The organism is Formosa sp. A9, assembly GCF_051200825.1.
Taxonomy (GTDB): domain Bacteria; phylum Bacteroidota; class Bacteroidia; order Flavobacteriales; family Flavobacteriaceae; genus Formosa.
This window is the reverse complement of sequence record NZ_CP195158.1, coordinates 3,794,667-3,813,281: the sequence shown is the minus strand read 5'-3', so window position 1 is coordinate 3,813,281 and position 18,615 is coordinate 3,794,667. Positions and strand designations below refer to the sequence as shown.

Below are 18,615 nucleotides of genomic sequence, written 5' to 3'. Positions count from 1 at the left end.
ATTACTCGTTTTTAGTATTTTTTCTTGCTTCTTTCATAGCTTCTCCAATTTGGTTACTTGCTGTAAAACTGGCTACCATATCGTTTAACATATTGCTACCAACCTGCGGCGCATTAGGTAAAAGTATTAAGTTACTATTGGTTTCTTCGCCTAAAGATTGCAGTGTATCGTAATGTTGGGTAACAACTATTAATGCAGAGGCTTCTTGCGAATTAATACCTACGCGATTTAATACCTCTACAGATTCTTCGAGTCCGCGTGCAATTTCGCGACGTTGGTCTGCAATTCCTTGACCTTGTAAACGTTTGCTCTCGGCTTCTGCTTTGGCTTTTTCTACTATTAATATACGTTGGGCATCACCTTCAAACTGTGCAGCTATTTTCTCGCGTTCTGAGGCGTTAATTCGGTTCATAGCTGCCTTTACCTGTGCATCGGGGTCTATGTCTGTTACAAGCGTTTTAATGATGTCGTAGCCGTAATCTAACATCGCATCGTTAAGTTCGGTTTTAACGGCTATGGCTATATCGTCTTTTTTTACAAAAACGTCGTCTAATTTCATTTTAGGAACTTCGGCACGAACAACATCAAATACATACGAGGTAATTTGGTCGTGTGCATAGTCTAATTTATAGAAGGCATCGTAAACCTTGTCTTTTATAACTTTAAACTGAACCGATATTTTTAAGCGTACAAAAACATCGTCTAAGGTTTTAGTTTCAACAATAACATCTAATTGCTGAATTTTTAAGCTTAAGCGCCCTGCAACTCTGTCTACCAAGGGAATTTTTAATTGTAAGCCAGAATGGCGTATGCTTTGAAACTTTCCGAAGCGTTCTATTATGGCAGCCGATTGTTGTTTTACTGTAAAAAAGGAGGTTATTAGAATAACAATTCCAATAAATAATAAAGGCATAAGAAAAATGGACATGATTGTAGTTTTTAAGAGTTAGACATTTGTGAATACTAAATGTAGTTTTTTATTTGTGGATTAAAGGAGATAATCATCATCTATTTTAACATGATTTAGTAATGTATTAGTAGTAAAAAGCCACTAAAATGTTACATAATGCTTTAAAATTAACAGATTTAGCTTAAAATAAAAGGCATATTTCTTAGATTAAAAGCAAATTCATTTTCATTCACCCATAAAAAATTTCAATTCAACGTTTTAAAAGTTAAGATTCCAAATTTCTTTAGTGATTGCGATATATTTGAGTAGCTATTAATCAAATCTACAATTATGATTCGCAGGATATTACCTCTTTTGGGAGTACTATTTTGTACTACTCAAATAACCTTTTCGCAAAGCCAAAATGAGGCTGTTGCTAATGCTTGGATAACACAACATTTTGGCGATTTTACTAGCCAAAGATCGGCAACACATTTACAGAAAAATTTCAATAAAACTGGATTAACAGGAGAAACGTTTCGTTATGGGCAATACATAAATAATGTGCCTGTTTATGGTGTAGATATTTCGGTTCATGTGTCTAAAAATAATGAAGTTACTTTTCATTCTGGCGACTATAATAGAACCGTTTCTTATATAAACACGACACCAAATTTTGAAGCAGACAATGCGGTGCAAATTGCTGCAAAACACTTAAATATAATGGGTACTATAACTCAAAAAGATGCAAAATTATATGTCTATAACGAGTTAGAAACTACGCATTTGGTGTATCGTGTTACTACAATTTCTAAAACCTTAAACGGATTTTGGGAAACTATAGTTGATGCTAAAACCGGTAATGTTTTAAGTACTAAGGATATTGCACATTACCATCACGACCACGATACCCATGATGATGATACCGATGACAAAATTGAAACTGTAGAAGCTCATGGTACCATTTTTAATCCAGATCCTTTATCGGCTAGCGGTCAAGAATACGGTGGCTTGTTTGTTGACAATGAAGATGAAACCAATGAAGCGCTTAATACTGCCAGAAACGAAGTCACTTTTACAATAGCAGCCAGCGAAAATGGTTTGTATAAATTAAAAGGGCGATATTCTGAAATAAAAGAATTACAAAATCCAGAAACAGGCTTATTCGAGCAAAGTTCGCCAGTATTTAATTTTACACGCGACCAAGATGGGTTCGAGGCTGTAAATGTGTATTATCATATAGATAATAGTATGCGTTATATTAACGAAACGCTGGGTATTCCGTTACAATGTATGTATAATAATGGTTTAATTTATTTCGATCCGCATGCTTTTAACGGAGCCGATAATTCATCTTACGGTGGAGGTGCTTTAAAATTTGGAATAGGTGGCGTAGACGATGGGGAAGATGCCGATGTTATTGTACACGAATTAGGGCATGGTATTCACGAATGGCTTATTCAAGGAAGTATTTCGCAAGTTGAAGGTTTAAGTGAAGGGTTTGGCGATTACTGGGCACAATCGTATAGTAGAGGTTTGCAAAAAGCCAATAGTTCGCGCTCTAGTAATGCGTATAATAATGTGTTTAAATGGGATGGCCATAACGAATTTTGGAGTGGAAGAGTTACAAATTATGAAGCAACATATCCAGAAGGCTTAAAAGGAAAAGTACATAAAGACGGCCAGATTTTTGCAACGGCATTAATGAAGGTTTGGGATGCTTTGGGTAAAGAAACCACCGATAAGATTGTTCTAGAAGGTTTAGCCATGACTACTAGTAAAAGTAATCAGCCAGAAGCAGCATTGGCAATCAGACAAGCTGCAATAGATATGGGCTTAAGTTGCGAAAATATTGCCACAATAACAGATATTTTTAACACCACAGGCTACGATTTACCAACATACGAATGTGCTAAATTAAGTGTAGATACTGCCGATATCTATAATATTGTTTTGTATCCTAATCCAGCTAAAGAAAGCATTACTTTTAAAAATATAACAACTAACCACACCATTAGCATTTATAACATTATGGGGCAAAAAATACTTTCAGCAGATATTAATGCTACTCATAATACGGTACAAGTATCGCATTTATCTAAAGGTATTTATGTGGTTAATTTTAAAAATGCATCTAACGTTATTAAATTTATAAAGCAGTAACCAACTATACATTCATCCATTAAAAAAGGCACTTTTTTTTAAGAAGTGCCTTTTTTTAGTTATATGGTAGTTGCTAAATTTTCTATTCTATTTATGGTTTCTTGTTTACCTATCATAAACATAATGTCAAAAACATCGGGGCCTTGTAAGGCGCCCACAAGTGCGAGTCGTAAAGGCATCATTACTTTTCCAAAACCTATTTCCTTTGAAGTAATCCACGATTTTACAGTAGTTTGAATAGTTTCTACTTCAAAATCTTCAATGGTATTAACTTGTGTAGCCAATTCGCTTAAAAGTGCTCTAGTATCTTCTTTAACAGCTTTTTTATAGGCTTTCTCGTCGTACGCTTGTGGCGCAATGAAAAAGAAATGACTTAAATCCCATAAATCGGAAACAAACGTAGCGCGTTCTTTAATTAAACCAACGGCCATAGCCACATAATTCACATCGATATCGGCTAATTCTTCACGTTGATTTTTAAACGTTTCGGCTAAACTGTCGTTAGTTTGTTCCTGCATATAATGGTGGTTAAACCATTTTATTTTATCGGGATCAAATCGAGCACCTGCTTTGTTTACTCTAGCAATATCGAAAGCTTCAATTAATTGTTCTAAATTGAATAATTCTTGTTCGGTTCCTGGATTCCATCCTAAAAAGGCTAAGAAATTAATAACAGCTTCTGGAAAATAACCATCTTCTTTATACCCACGCGAAACGTCGTTGGTTTTTGGATCTGTCCATTCTAACGGAAATACCGGAAAACCAAGTTTATCGCCATCGCGTTTGCTTAATTTACCTTTTCCTGTTGGTTTTAAAATGAGTGGTAAATGAGCAAATTCTGGAGCATCCCAACCAAAGGCTTTGTAAAGCTGATAATGTAAGGCTAGGGAAGGCAGCCACTCTTCGCCACGAATAACATGAGTAATTTCCATTAAATGGTCGTCTACAATATTCGCTAAGTGGTAAGTTGGCATACCATCGCTTTTAAACAATACTTTATCGTCTAGAATATTGGTATCGATTTTAATATCGCCACGCACCATATCTTTTAAATGCAAAGTTTCGTCTTGAGGCGATTTAAAACGAATAACATAATCTTTGCCAGCATCTAATTTAGCTTGAACGTCTGCTTCAGAAAGCGCTAACGAATTGTTCAACTTTAAACGATTGTGCCAATTATAGATAAAAGTTTTCCCTTTTTCTTCGTGATCTTTTCTGTGAAAATCTAACGATTCTGCAGTATCAAAAGCATAGTAAGCATTACCAGAAGCAATTAATTGCTCGGCATAACTTTTATATAATGCTTTACGTTCGCTTTGTCTGTACGGACCAAATTTTTCGTTTTTTCCTGGGCCTTCATCAAACGGAATATTACACCAGTTTAAGGCCTCAATAATATAGTTTTCGGCACCTTCTACATATCTGTTTTGGTCGGTATCTTCAATCCTTAAAACAAAAGTACCGTTATGTTTTTTCGCAAATAAATAATTGAATAAAGCTGTACGTACACCACCAATATGAAGTGGTCCGGTAGGGCTTGGTGCAAAACGCACACGAACATTTTTAGTCATGTTTTTTAATTTAAGACTGCAAAGATAACGGGATAAGTGTTACTATAAAAGATTTCGTATTACAGATAATGGATTATCATTTAATTTTGTAGTCTGCAGTTTAACAGTTTCTTACAAAAGGTGGCTGTTATAAACTAAAATTATTGTTGTAGATTAGTGAGTTAAATACGTTGAAAATTGAATAATTTTAAAAATATATTACAAAAGTTAGAAGGCTTTATAAGACGATTTTATGTGAATGAACTTATAAAAGGCACGATTTTGTTTTTTTCTATCGGACTTTTGTATCTTATAATAACCTTGTTAATAGAGCAATTTTTGTGGTTAAATACGACTGCCAGAACTGTATTATTCTGGCTGTTTGTAATTGTAGAATTGGTTTTATTCGCAAAGTTTATTGTTGTGCCATTAACCAAGTTATTTAAATTGCAACGTGGTATAAATTACGAAGAAGCTTCGCGACTTATCGGGAATCATTTTCCTGAAGTGAACGATAAATTATTGAATGTTTTACAACTGAGTAAAAACCAATCGCAATCGGATTTACTTTTAGCGAGTATCGATCAGAAATCTCTGGAGTTATCGCCAATTCCCTTTAAACTTGCTATAAATTTTAGACATAATGTTAAGTATTTAAAATATGCTTGCATACCAGTTTTTATTATTTTTTTAGCCATTGTATTAGGTAAAATGAATTGGTTTACAGATAGTTACAAACGTGTTGTAGATTATAGAACGGCCTACGAACCACCAGCTCCTTTTCAGTTTTTTGTAATTAACGATAGTTTACAAACCTTAGAAAATACCGATTTTAAGTTATTAGTAAAAACAGTTGGTAATGTGGTTCCAGAACAAGCAGAAATACATTTTAATAACGAAACTTACTTATTAACTCCATCTGAACTTGGTGGTTTCGAATATGTATTTAGTCGCCCTAAACAAGATATTTCCTTTCAGTTACAGGCTAACGGAGTTTCATCTAAACCTTATACATTACAACTTGTAGAAGTCCCAAAACTTATAGGTTTTGATATGGTTTTAGATTATCCAGCTTATACTCAAAAACAAGATGAGGTTTTAAAAAGCTCTGGCAATGCTATTATTCCTGAAGGCACGAAGGTCAGTTGGATTTTGAATACTAAATCGACCAATCAAGTTCAATTATTTGCTAACGATACCGTAGTGTTTAAAAAACAAGGAAATACTTTTGAAGCTTCAAAAACTTTACACGAAACACTAAACTATAGTCTAAGTACGAGCAACACTAGGCTTAAAAATTACGAAGAGTTAAATTTTTCTCTGGAAGTTGTTAAAGATGATTACCCCGAGATGAAGGTAGAAATGGTTAAAGATACAGTAGATTTATCGACCATGTATTTTCGTGGTCAATTAAGCGATGATTATGGTTTGCATAAATTGAGACTGGCGTATTATAAAACCGATGATGTTAAGGGTGTTCAGTATATCGAAATGCCAGTATCTAAATCTAATGTCGATGAGTTTATAAGTGCTTTTCCTGACCAATTGACATTAGAACCTGGTACCGCTTACAGTTTGCATTATGAAGTTTTTGATAACGATGTTTTACATGGCTACAAACGCACAAAAAGCGAAACGTTTTATTACCGTCAGTCAACAGCATCGGAACAGGAAAATAAACAATTACAGCAACAACAGGAATCGATAAATAATTTAAGCAATTCTCTAGAAACTTTCGAAAAAAACGAAAAGCAATTGCAGGAATTAAATCAATCGCATAAAGCCAATCAGCGTTTAAATTTTAGTGATAAAAAGAAATTAGAGAATATCATCCAAAATCAAAAACAGCAAGAGCAATTAATGAAACGTTTTAATAAGTCGTTTCAAGATAATTTAGAAGAATTTCAAAAAAATAATCAAGAGCAAGATGCATCAAAAGATGAATTAAATAAACGTCTTAAAGAACACGAAGAACAATTAAAGCAAGACGAGAAATTGCTTCAGGAATTAGAAGAGCTTCAAGATAAAATTAATAATGATGATCTTAACCGAAAGCTAGATCAGTTATCTAAACAAAATAAAAATCAGAAACGCAGTTTAGAACAATTATTAGAATTAACCAAACGATTTTACGTAGCTAAAAAGATGGAAAAATTGCAAGAGGATATCGATCAATTGGCAAACGACCAATTGAAACTTTCAGAAGAGAATGACGACAATACATCTAAAAAGCAAGAGGACTTAAATAAGCGTTTTGAAGATATTACCAAGCAATTAGATTCTTTGGCGAAAGATAATAAGGATTTAAAAAAACCTATGGATTTACCGCGTGATGAAGTAGGAGAGGAAGATGTTAAATCGCATCAACAAGATGCAAAATCTCAATTAGAACAATCCGAGAAGCAAGAATTGAATTCTAATCAGGATACTCAAAAAAGTAAAGCGAAGCAAAAACAAAAACAAGCAGGCCAAAAAATGAAACAAATGAGCCAGCAAATGCAATCGGCTATGCAAATGGATTCAGGTGAACAATTAGAAGAAGATGCCGAAATGTTACGACAAATTTTAGATAACGTACTGTTGTTTTCGTTCGATGAAGAAGCCCTTATGAATGATTTTAAACGTATTCAAGTTAATCATAATAAATACGCTTCGTATTTGCGTAAACAGCACGATTTGCGTGCTTATTTCGAGCATGTAGACGATAGTTTATTTGCTTTATCCTTACGTCAGCCTATGTTGTCCGAACAGGTAAATACAGAAATTTCTAATGTGTATTATAATATTGATAAATCTTTAGATGAATTTTCTGAAAATAGAATTTATCAAGGTGTGTCGTCTCAGCAGTATGCGTTTACCGCAGCAAATACTTTAGCCGATATGTTGAGTAATATTTTAGATAATATGGAAGATCAACTTAATGCCTCTTCTTCATCTTCTGGGAAAGGATCTAAAAATAAACAAAGCCAAGGTGAAGGCCAATTACAAGATATTATCATGAGTCAGCAAGAACTTAATAAACAAATGCAAAAGGGCTTACAAAAACAACAAGGAGAAGGTCAAGGCGAATCTGAAGGGAAAGAGCAAGGCCAACAATCTGGTAATAAACCTAATGCTTCTGGTAAACAAAGTGAGAGTAAAGGGCAAGGTTCTGAAGGCTTAAATGGCGAATTGTATCAAATTTATCAGAAGCAACAAGAGCTGCGTTTTCAATTAGAGAATCAACTAAAACAATCTGGTTTAAATACTCAAGAGCGTAGTTTGATTCGCCAAATGGAGAATATCGAAATGGATTTAATTAATAATGGCATCACTAAAGAGACCATGGAAAAAATGATTCATTTTGAGCATCAACTTTTGAAATTGGAAGATGCAACTTTTAAACAGAATCAAGATACAAAACGTGAATCTGAAACTAATCAACAACAATTTCAAAACATAACCAACAGTAAAATACCCGATGCTAAACAATATTTTAATACTACTGAAATATTAAATAGACAAGTTATACCTTTGCAGCAATTATTTAAACTTAAGGTTCAACAGTATTTTAATAATCAATAATGATAGTTTTTAATTACGAAACCGACTTCATAATAGATAATGAAGCCGAATTAACAACATGGATTTCGGCTACCATTGAAGAAGAGGAATGTTCTGAAGGCGATATAAATTATATATTTTGTGACGACGAATATCTTCATAAATTGAATGTAGAATTCCTTAATCACGACACGTTGACAGACATAATTAGTTTCGATTATTCAGTAGGAAAGCAACTACATGGTGATATTTACATTTCCATAGAACGTGTTCAAGATAACGCTGTTGATTTTAATACTGTTTTAGAAAATGAATTACACCGTGTTATCATCCATGGTATTTTGCATTACTGTGGTTATAAAGATAAAACCGATTCTGAGGCTAAACTTATGCGCAGTAAAGAGGATTATTACTTAAGTAAACTGTAAAGAAAATTAGAGATGTTCCACGTGGAACAATTACAATTTAAAATATATATGTATGTTCGATAGAGAGTATGATGTTATTGTTGTAGGAGCTGGTCATGCTGGTAGTGAGGCTGCGGCTGCTGCTGCAAACATGGGTAGTAGCACCTTGCTTATTACTATGAATTTGCAAAACATTGCGCAAATGTCTTGTAATCCTGCTATGGGTGGAATTGCCAAAGGACAAATCGTTCGAGAAATAGATGCTTTAGGGGGATATAGTGGTATTGTTAGCGATACTTCTGCTATCCAGTTTAAAATGCTTAATAAATCTAAAGGACCAGCAATGTGGAGTCCGAGGGTGCAGAGCGACAGAATGCGCTTTGCTGAAGATTGGCGTTTAATGCTTGAGCAAACTCCTAATTTAGATTTTTATCAGGACATGGTTTCTGGTTTAATTATAGAAGGTGATCGTGTTGTAGGTGTTAAAACCTCACTTGGAATTGAAGTGCGTTGCAAGTCAGTCGTACTTACTAATGGAACTTTTTTAAACGGATTAATACATATAGGAGATAAGAATTTTGGTGGAGGTAGAGCTGGTGAACGCGCTGCAACTGGTATAACAGAACAGTTAGTTGATTTAGGATTTACGTCTGGTAGAATGAAAACGGGAACACCGCCTAGAGTGGATGGTCGCTCCCTAGATTATTCTAAAATGATAGAACAACCTGGTGATGAACAGCCAGAGAAATTCTCTTATTCTGATGTTACCAAGCCGCTAATAAAACAACGGTCTTGTTATATGACGTATACGAGCACATTGGTACATGATTTGTTGCGTGAAGGCTTCGATCGTTCGCCTATGTTTAACGGAAGAATTAAAAGTTTAGGACCAAGATACTGTCCTTCTATCGAGGATAAAATTAATCGCTTTGCAGATAAAGATCGTCATCAGTTGTTTATAGAGCCTGAAGGATGGAATACCTGCGAAGTTTATGTTAATGGTTTTTCTACTTCACTTCCAGAAGATGTTCAATTTAAAGCTTTACGCTCTGTGGTTGGATTCGAAAACGTGAAATTTTTCCGTCCGGGTTATGCTATAGAATACGATTATTTTCCGCCAACGCAACTTAAACATACGTTAGAAACAAAGTTGATTAATGGCTTATATTTCGCAGGTCAGATTAATGGAACTACAGGGTATGAAGAGGCAGCTTCGCAAGGATTGATGGCTGGTATTAATGCCAGTTTGAAAGTTCAGGAGAAAGATGAATTTATATTAAAACGTAGTGAAGCTTACATAGGTGTTTTAATAGACGATTTAATTACTAAAGGTACAGAAGAACCTTATAGAATGTTTACTTCAAGAGCAGAATATAGAACGTTACTTAGACAGGATAATGCCGATTTTAGATTAACGCCTAAAGGTTATGCAATTGGTTTGGCTACAGAAAAGCGTCTTAAACGCATGGAAGAAAAGCAAACTAAAGCCGATGAATTTGTACAATTTTTTAAGGATACAAGCGTTAAACCTGAGGTTGTAAATCCTATTTTAGAATCTAAAGAGTCTGCTTTAGTAAATCAATCTGGTAAATTGTTTAAAATTTTTGCGCGACCAAATATCGATATGTCCGATGTTAGACAAATTGAAGAAATAGAAAATTTTATTGTAGAACATGATTTAGATCGTGAGATTATCGAGCAAGCCGAAATTCAAGTTAAATATTCTGGTTATATCGAAAAGGAAAAAAACAATGCCGATAAGTTATCAAGATTAGAAGATATTAAAATTCCAGCTAATTACGATTATTCTAAAATTAAATCTATGAGTTTTGAAGCTCGCGAAAAATTAAAGAAAATCCAGCCTACAACTATTTCTCAAGCATCACGAATTAGTGGTGTTTCTCCTAACGATATTTCTGTTTTACTTGTTTATATGGGCAGATAATTTTAGGTGTTCCACGTGGAACACCTAAAATAGTTTATCCTATTTTTATTGTTTAACAGGAGTAAAAGCATCTCTAAACAATTTCAATCCTTTATTAAAGTTTATGATTATTCCCCAAAAAACTACAGTACTACACTGTGAAGATTTTTCCGTTTCTGGAGAGAAATTTGAATTAAAGCGAGCAACAGATTTCGATATTTTAATTACAACACCACAACCAAAAGGGGAGGAGTTAGGGCAATATTATAAAAGCGAAGATTATATTTCGCATACCGATGGTAAACGAAATGTGTTCGAACGCGTTTATCATGCGGTTAAAAGTGTGGCGTTGCAAAACAAATTGAAATTAATTAATAGTTATGCTTCCGAAGAAAAATCGGTTTTAGATGTAGGGTGTGGTACAGGTGATTTTTTAGCCTTGGCCCAAAAAAATGGATGGTCGGTTCGCGGAGTAGAACCTAACGATGCTGCCCGAAAATTGGCGCAGCAAAAATTAAAAAACAATCAATCTGTTTTAAATGCCAATGAAACTGAAACGTTAAAAATCTCTTCTTTTGATGTTGTAACACTTTGGCATGTTTTAGAACACTTACCTGATTTAGAAGAACAAATTACATTTTATACTTCTTTATTAAAACCTAATGGCAAGTTAATAATAGCTGTTCCAAATTATAAAAGTTACGATGCCAATTACTATAAAGCATTTTGGGCAGCATACGATGTACCTAGACATTTATGGCATTTTTCAAAAAAAGGTTTATCTCAATTATTGGAACAACAACAATTATTAGTTGAAAAAACATTACCCATGTTTTTTGATGCGTTTTATGTAAGCCTACTTTCCGAAAAATATAAAACAGGAAAAATGAATGTGTTTAATGCTTTTAGAATAGGAATGCTATCTAATATGAAGGCAAAACGTTCTGGAGAGTACTCGTCGTTGATTTATATGGTTAAAAAAGCGTAAAAACTCATTTTTAAGCGTAATAAGCTATCGAATGTTCGAAAACAGGTAAAGTGTAGTGTGTTTTTTAAAAACCGCTTAAAACGCTTTATTTTACTTCATTTTTAATCAATATTATTTATTAATTGTTTTTTTAGTATCAATTTATCTAATACTAGGGTTTTAACATGCAAAGCAGATGTTATCGTTATTACTTTTCTATTTTTGTTCTGATAAATAAATTTTAATAACCCGATGAAAAAAATATCAATTTTAGTCGTTACATTAATGACTTTAGCGTCTTGCCAGCAATCTCAAAAAATTGGATTTGTAGATAATTCTAAATTAGTAAACGAATATCAGGAAAAAATAGATGTTGAATCTAAATACAAATCGCAAATAGAAGCTTCAAGTAAGCTTACGGATAGTTTGGCTCAATCATTTCAAGCCGAGTATCAGGAATTTCAACAGCAAGCAAGTTCTATGTCTCAAGATAAAGCGCAACAACGTTATCAAGAATTAGGTAGAAAGCAACAAATGATTCAGCAACAAATTCAGATGACAGAACAACAAATTGCATCGGAAAGTCAAAAAGAAATAGATTCTTTGATTTCAAAAGTAAGAAAATTCGTAAAAAATTATGGGGAATCTAATAATTACGATTTCATTTTAGGAAGTAACGAAGCTGGAAGTGTTATGTATGGTAAGGACTCAGAAGACTTAACTGAGACTTTAATAAAAGCCCTTAACGATTCTTATAAAAAATAGAATGTTTTAAACAGTCGTATTACAGCCAAACATTAAATGTGTTTGGCTTTTTTTATGCTCAGAAAATAATTGTTATAAAATGTAGTTATAAGATTATGTTTAAAATAATTTATTTCAAAAGCACATATTTAGTCTTATTTTCATTGCAAAATTGCTTTGCTTTGTACCCGTTCAATCTTTAAAACACGCTATGAAATTTCAATTAAGTTTTTATTTATTTTTAATAATTAGCTGCTATACCTACGCTCAAGAAACATTTACGGTTAGTGGAACGATTAGCGATTTTGCTAATGGTAAGTCGGTATTTGGGGCGTCTGTTTTTTTGGAAAACACTTCTGCTGGTGGTATAACAAACACATACGGTTTTTATTCGCTTACAGCTCCAAAAGGAAATTATACCTTAGTGGTTTCGTATTTGGGATATGTTACTATTAAAAAGGAAATTGTTTTAGATAAAAATCAAAGCATATCATTCGAGCTTCAGGAAGATACCACAACCTTAGATGAAGTGGTTATTACTGCCGAAGAAACCGAAAAAGCAAATATTAGAGATCCACAAATGAGTGTCGCCGTAATAAAAAGTGCTACAATAAAACAAATACCTGCTGTTTTAGGCGAGGTAGATGTTGTAAAATCCATTCAATTATTGCCTGGTGTTACCAATAATGGCGAGGGGTCTAATGGGTTTAATGTGCGTGGTGGTGCAACAGATCAGAATTTGGTGTTATTAGACGAGGCTATCATTTTTAACGAATCGCATTTGTTTGGATTCTTTTCGGTGTTTAATGCCGATGTTGTTAAAGATATGAAATTGTATAAAGGGAATATTCCAGCCAATTATGGTGGTCGTGTTTCTTCGGTTTTAGATATTCGTCAAAAAGATGGTAATAGTAAAAATTTCAATTTAACAGGTGGTATTGGTTTAATATCCAGCAGATTGGCGGCAGAGGGGCCAATATTAAAAAATAAAGGGTCTTTTATTGTTGCTGGCCGATCGTCTTACGCCCATTTATTTTTAAAATTAGCAGACCAAGATAATACTGCTTTTTTCTACGATTTTAATGTAAAGGGTAATTACGAAATCAATCAAAATAACAGGCTGTACCTTTCAGGATATTTTGGTAGAGATATTTTAAATTTCGACGATGCTTTTAAAAATGCTTACGGAAACAGTACATTAAATTTGCGTTGGAACCACGTGTTTAACGATAAGTTGTTTTCTAATTTATCGTTTATTTATGGCGACTACGATTACGGTTTAGAGCTAAATTTTGTAGGCCTAGATTGGACCTCTAGTATTAAAAACTTTAATGTTAAATACGATTTTAAATACTATTTAAACAATAAAACCACAATAGATTTTGGAGCTAGTGCCATTACCTATAATTTTAATCCAGGCGAAGTAAGACCAGTCGATGAAGACTCCTCTATTAACGAAGATATATTAGATAAAAAAAGAGCGTTAGAAGGCGGTTTATATGTTAATGCCGAACATAAATTCTCGGAGAAATTGAATGTACAATTGGGTTTGCGATTTAGTATGTTTAAACGTTTGGGCGGCCAGCCTATAGCAACATATCTAAACAATCAGCCTGTAGTGTATAACGAAGCCTTAGGTATTTATGAAGAAGGTATAATGACTGGTGAAATTGATTACGATAAAGGCGAAACCATTGCCGATTTTTCGAATTTCGAACCCCGATTAGGATTAGCCTATCAACTTAACGAAACTGCTTCGGTAAAATTAGGATTTTCTAGAATTGCACAATATTTAAGTTTGCTTTCTAATACCGCTAATGCCACGCCATTGGATGTATGGACACCAAGTGGCCCTTTTGTAAATCCACAAATGGCCAATCAATATTCTGTGGGTTACTTTAAAGAGTTACAAAACGGTATGTTTTCTGTAGAAACAGAAGCCTATTATAAAACTGTAGATAACCGAATAGATTATATAGATGGATCCGATTTAATAGCCAATAATAATATAGAAACCCAGATTTTAGAAGGCGAATCCCGAGCTTACGGACTGGAATTGTTGCTGCGCAAAAACAAAGGAAAATTTACAGGTTGGTTAGCATATACCATTTCTAAATCTGAACAAAAAACCCCAGGGGGAAAGGCTGGTGGACCAGGTATAAATAAAGGCGAATGGTATTATACACCTTACGACAGAACTCATGATGTTTCGCTTACGGGAAGTTATAAACTGACTGAAAAATGGAGTTTTAGCGGTAACTTTATTTTTCAAACAGGCCGACCAGTTACTTATCCTGTTGGGCAATACGAGTACGAAGGTTTATCTGTAGCTAATTATGGAAGCCGTAATGCCGATAGATTACCATCTTACAACCGATTAGATTTGGCGGCGACATTTAAGCCAAATTACAAACCAAATGCCCGTTGGAAAGGCGAGTGGGTATTTAGTATTTATAATGTTTATAATCGCAAAAATGCCGCATCTATTTCGTTTGGGCAAAACTTAGAAACGGGTGTAAATGAAGCCACACGAACTGCCATTTTTGGTATTGTACCTTCGGTAACGTATAACTTTAAATTTTAATCCCATGAAATCGTATATATATTCTTTTCTATTTATTCTTACTTTGTTTACATCGTGTACCGATGTAATAGATGTAGATGTTCCAACAGCAGATCCGCGTTTAGTTATTGAAGCTTCTTTAGACTGGCAAAACGGAACGGATGGTAAACAACAAACCATAAAATTAAGTACTACAACACCATATTTCGATACCACTTCGGATAATGCTGTAACAGGAGGAACCGTAACAGTAACACGAAGCAGTACAAATGACACCATATTGTTTACCGATAATAACGATGGTACATACACTACAAAAAATTTTGAGGCGGTGTTAAATGAAACCTATATCTTAAATATTGTTTATAATAACGAAACCTATACAGCTACAGAAACCTTACGGCCTACAACACCAATTACCAGTGTAAATCAGTCTAAAAACAATGGATTTTTCTCCGATGTTCTAGAAGTGAATGTTTATTTTAATGATCCAGAGGACGAAACGAATTTTTATATTTTAAAGTTTCAAGAGCGAGATGAAGACTATCCGTATTTAAGAGATCTTTCAGACGATTTACAAAATGGTAACGAAATAAGCGTGGTTTACGAAAAGTTTGATGATGATAATGAAGATGAAGAATTTCAACCTGGCGATGTCGTAGATATCAACTTGTATAACGTGTCCGAACGGTATTACAAATACATGCAATTATTAAACAGCCAATCTGGTTCTGGTAATCCATTTGCTCCAACTCCAGTAGAGCTTCGTGGTAATTGTATTAACGAAACAAACCCAGAAAATTATCCGTATGGCTTTTTTAGAGTAACAGAAACGTATAAAGAAACCTACACGTTTGTAGACGAAGAGTAAAATAGTTTACTGAAAGAGATATACGGCAAACACAGCTATAATAAAATAGATGGCAATGTTTCTGGCGCCATCATAATCTTTAGCTATGCGTTGCCCTAATAAAAATACAAGTAGTATAATACAGGAAAAAATACTGGCCATTAAAGCAAGTGTTGTCGTTTTTGCAGCAATGATTTCATAAATTCCTAAGGCACATAAAATAGTTGTTATAGCTTCAAAAATTACAACCTTAACAAGTATTAAGGGTATAATACGGCGTAACCAGCTTTTAGAAAAATAATCTTTTAAAAAGAGAATATTGCCGTTCCAATCTGTAATCTTATCTAAAAAACTCATTAAAAAGGTAATGAATAAGAAAATCAGTATTAAAATTTCGGCACTATGTTCTAACAGATGTTTCAAGACTATAGTTAAGATGGTTTAGCGTGTAATAATCGGGTTAGTTTTATAGATAAATCGGTTAAAACTATTTTAGAATTTCCGTTGCGTTCTACATGGTAAATGGCTTCTTCTAAAGCATCGTAAATGTCTAAAATATTACCATTATGAACAAAAGGCGCAAATTTTTCTAATTTAAATCCAGATTTAGGCTCAAAAAATACTAGTGTGTTGGCGTTGTAATTTAACAATAACGCTTGTCTAAAAAAATCTATACAAAACAGTAAAAACTGTTTTTGGGTTTCTCTGCCTTTTTTGGCAATATCTTCACTCCAAGTTATAATATCGTGAATAGCGGCTTTATTTCCTTTGGCTTTAAATGCGCTTCGTACCCACATAACAAACCAATCTTCGAATAAAGAATCTTCGGAGTCGTGATACACTAAATCGCAGGCTTTGTTGTAATTTCCGTTAGATTGATGCGCTATTTTTTGAGCTTCGGTTTCGTTTAAGTCGTAAGCCTTAATTATAGCTTGTTTTATAACATCGTCTGCAAGTGCAGGAAAATGAAGTACCTGACATCGCGATCGTATGGTATTTAGTATGTGTTGTTCTTCTTCGGCTATTAAAATAAAAATGGTTTGCTTTGGTGGCTCTTCAATTAATTTTAAAAGTTTGTTTGCGGCTGCGGTATTCATTTTTTCGGCCATCCAAATAATCATCACTTTATAGCCTCCTTCGTAAGCTTTTAAAGCAAGGGCTTTTACAATATCTTGGGCTTCGTCTACACCAATTTGTCCTTGTTTATTTTCTACCCCTAAAAGTTTATACAAATCAAATAAATTACCATAAGGCTGCTCTTTAAGTAATTGGCGCCATTCGGTTAAAAACATACTGGATACGGGATGAGATTTTATACTTCCAGTAGTTGTTACGGGGAAAGCAAAATGTAAATCGGGGTGCGAAAAATTGTTGAATTTTAAATTACAACTTTGGTTTCCCGTATTGTTTTCGCCTGCAGTATTGCTACATAAAATGTATTGGGCATAAGCAATGGCCATTGGTAAAGTGCCACTACCTTCTGGGCCAACAAATAATTGTGCATGCGGAATTCTGCCATTATCTACACTTTGTGTTAAATGGCTTTTAATATGTTCTTGACCTAAAATATCTTTAAAAAGCATGCTGCAAAACTATATTTTTTTTTGGTAAAGTTTTTGTACTTACAGGATTTAGTTTTCTGGTAACAATAGAAGTTTAATAACAAATGGAGTAATGTCTTAGCGAGTTTTTAAAAATACTTTTAAAATAGAAAACGTTTTCGTGAAAAAACCCGTTTTTTACCTCTATTTTATTACTTACATTTGTAATACAAACAAGAAAACCAATAACAATGAAAACCTTAAACGATTTTAATTTCGAAAATAAAAAAGCATTAATTAGAGTAGATTTTAATGTACCATTAGACGACGATTTTAATGTTACCGATACTACTAGAATCGTTTCTGCAAAACCAACAATTATTAAGGTTTTAGAAGATGGTGGAAGTTGTATTTTAATGTCGCATTTAGGGCGCCCAAAAGGTGTTCAAGATATTTTTTCTTTAAAACATATTGTAGATGAGGTATCAAAAACAATAGGTGTTTCCGTTATTTTTGTTCCAGAATGTGTAGGTCCAGTAGCCGAAGAGGCTGCAGCCAATTTAAAACCAGGTGAAGTTTTATTGTTAGAAAATCTACGTTTTCATGCCGAAGAAACTGCAGGCGATTTAAAATTTGCGGAACAATTATCTAAGTTAGGCGATATTTATGTTAACGATGCGTTTGGTACGGCGCACAGAGCGCATGCATCGACAACTATTGTCGCTCAGTTTTTTCCAGAAAATAAATGCTTTGGGTATTTGTTAGCCAAAGAAATTGAAAGTATTAAAAAGGTGATGGAAACAGGCGAGAAACCTGTTTTGGCTGTGTTAGGCGGTGCCAAAGTGTCTTCAAAAATCACCATTATAGAAAATATTTTAGATAAAGTAGATCACTTAATTATTGGTGGCGGAATGACCTTTACCTTCATTAAAGCTCAAGGCGGAGAAGTAGGCGATTCTATTTGCGAAGACGATAAAATGGATTTAGCGTTAGATATCTTAAAGCAAGCTAAAGCCAAAGGTGTGCAAGTGCACATTCCTGTAGATGTTGTTGCTGCAAATGCTTTTAGTAACGATGCCGAAACTAAAATTATAGATGTTACTGCAATACCAGAAGGCTGGCAAGGTTTAGATGCTGGCCCAAAATCTATAGAGCAATTCAAAAAAGTGGTAATGGAATCTAAAACCATTTTATGGAATGGTCCCTTAGGCGTGTTCGAAATGCCAACTTTTGCTAAAGGTACAATAGCTTTAGGCGATGCCATTGCAGAAGCTACTCAATCCGGTGCTTTTTCTTTAGTAGGTGGCGGAGATTCTGTTGCTGCTGTAAAACAGTTTGGTTTCGAAGATAAAGTAAGCTATGTAAGTACTGGTGGTGGTGCGATGTTAGAAAGTTTAGAAGGAAAAGTATTACCAGGAATTGCCGCTATTTTAGGATAAAAAAACGGTTTAATAACGTAAAAACAAGAGTTTTA

General features: G+C 34.0%; 13 protein-coding genes. 9 read left to right on the top strand and 4 right to left on the bottom strand.

Annotated features, from left to right (window positions below):
- Position 1 precedes the first annotated feature (1 nt).
- On the bottom strand, positions 2-928 hold the full coding sequence (locus ACR9EA_RS16755) for an SPFH domain-containing protein (protein ID WP_435135616.1): 927 nt from the start codon (positions 926-928) through the stop codon (positions 2-4).
- Between the two features lie 312 nt (positions 929-1,240).
- On the opposite strand from ACR9EA_RS16755, the gene ACR9EA_RS16750 reads away from it, so the two are divergent.
- On the top strand, positions 1,241-3,052 hold the full coding sequence (locus ACR9EA_RS16750) for a T9SS type A sorting domain-containing protein (RefSeq protein ID WP_435135614.1): 1,812 nt from the start codon (positions 1,241-1,243) through the stop codon (positions 3,050-3,052).
- 59 nt (positions 3,053-3,111) lie between these two features.
- Here the strand turns inward: ACR9EA_RS16750 and gltX are convergent, their stop codons facing one another.
- Positions 3,112-4,623 (bottom strand): glutamate--tRNA ligase, encoded by a 1,512-nt coding sequence (gltX, locus tag ACR9EA_RS16745; protein ID WP_435135612.1) that lies wholly within the window; start codon positions 4,621-4,623, stop codon positions 3,112-3,114.
- Between the two features lie 177 nt (positions 4,624-4,800).
- On the opposite strand from gltX, the gene ACR9EA_RS16740 reads away from it, so the two are divergent.
- From ACR9EA_RS16740 to ACR9EA_RS16710, 7 genes are all read left to right on the top strand, one after another.
- On the top strand, positions 4,801-8,166 hold the full coding sequence (locus ACR9EA_RS16740; RefSeq protein ID WP_435135610.1) for a hypothetical protein: 3,366 nt from the start codon (positions 4,801-4,803) through the stop codon (positions 8,164-8,166).
- Positions 8,166-8,573: an rRNA maturation RNase YbeY gene (gene ybeY, locus ACR9EA_RS16735; RefSeq protein ID WP_435135608.1), complete on the top strand. Its 408-nt coding sequence runs from the start codon at positions 8,166-8,168 to the stop codon at positions 8,571-8,573. The genes ACR9EA_RS16740 and ybeY overlap by 1 nt, the downstream gene beginning before the upstream one ends.
- Positions 8,574-8,625: 52 nt before the next feature.
- The gene (mnmG, locus tag ACR9EA_RS16730) at positions 8,626-10,497 is read left to right on the top strand and encodes a tRNA uridine-5-carboxymethylaminomethyl(34) synthesis enzyme MnmG (RefSeq protein WP_435135606.1); all 1,872 of its coding nucleotides are present in this window, start codon (positions 8,626-8,628) and stop codon (positions 10,495-10,497) included.
- Positions 10,498-10,600: 103 nt separating this feature from the next.
- Positions 10,601-11,464, top strand: a complete 864-nt coding sequence (locus ACR9EA_RS16725) for a class I SAM-dependent methyltransferase (protein ID WP_435135604.1) — start codon at positions 10,601-10,603, stop codon at positions 11,462-11,464.
- Positions 11,465-11,695: 231 nt separating this feature from the next.
- Complete coding sequence (locus ACR9EA_RS16720) at positions 11,696-12,208, top strand: OmpH family outer membrane protein (protein ID WP_435135602.1); 513 nt, start codon at positions 11,696-11,698, stop codon at positions 12,206-12,208.
- A 190-nt stretch (positions 12,209-12,398) separates the two neighbouring features.
- Entirely contained in the window at positions 12,399-14,771 is a 2,373-nt protein-coding gene (locus ACR9EA_RS16715; protein WP_435135600.1) for a TonB-dependent receptor, read from the top strand.
- A gap of 4 nt (positions 14,772-14,775) precedes the next feature.
- Positions 14,776-15,621, top strand: a complete 846-nt coding sequence (locus ACR9EA_RS16710) for a DUF4249 domain-containing protein (RefSeq protein ID WP_435135598.1) — start codon at positions 14,776-14,778, stop codon at positions 15,619-15,621.
- Positions 15,622-15,627: 6 nt separating this feature from the next.
- Here the strand turns inward: ACR9EA_RS16710 and ACR9EA_RS16705 are convergent, their stop codons facing one another.
- Both ACR9EA_RS16705 and ACR9EA_RS16700 read right to left on the bottom strand, forming a co-directional pair.
- Positions 15,628-16,023: a DoxX family protein gene (locus ACR9EA_RS16705; protein ID WP_435135596.1), complete on the bottom strand. Its 396-nt coding sequence runs from the start codon at positions 16,021-16,023 to the stop codon at positions 15,628-15,630.
- A gap of 8 nt (positions 16,024-16,031) precedes the next feature.
- Complete coding sequence (locus tag ACR9EA_RS16700) at positions 16,032-17,183, bottom strand: ATP-binding protein (RefSeq protein ID WP_435135594.1); 1,152 nt, start codon at positions 17,181-17,183, stop codon at positions 16,032-16,034.
- Between the two features lie 209 nt (positions 17,184-17,392).
- Between ACR9EA_RS16700 and ACR9EA_RS16695 the strand changes: the two genes are divergently transcribed.
- Positions 17,393-18,580 (top strand): phosphoglycerate kinase, encoded by a 1,188-nt coding sequence (locus ACR9EA_RS16695; protein WP_435135592.1) that lies wholly within the window; start codon positions 17,393-17,395, stop codon positions 18,578-18,580.
- Positions 18,581-18,615: the final 35 nt, after the last annotated feature.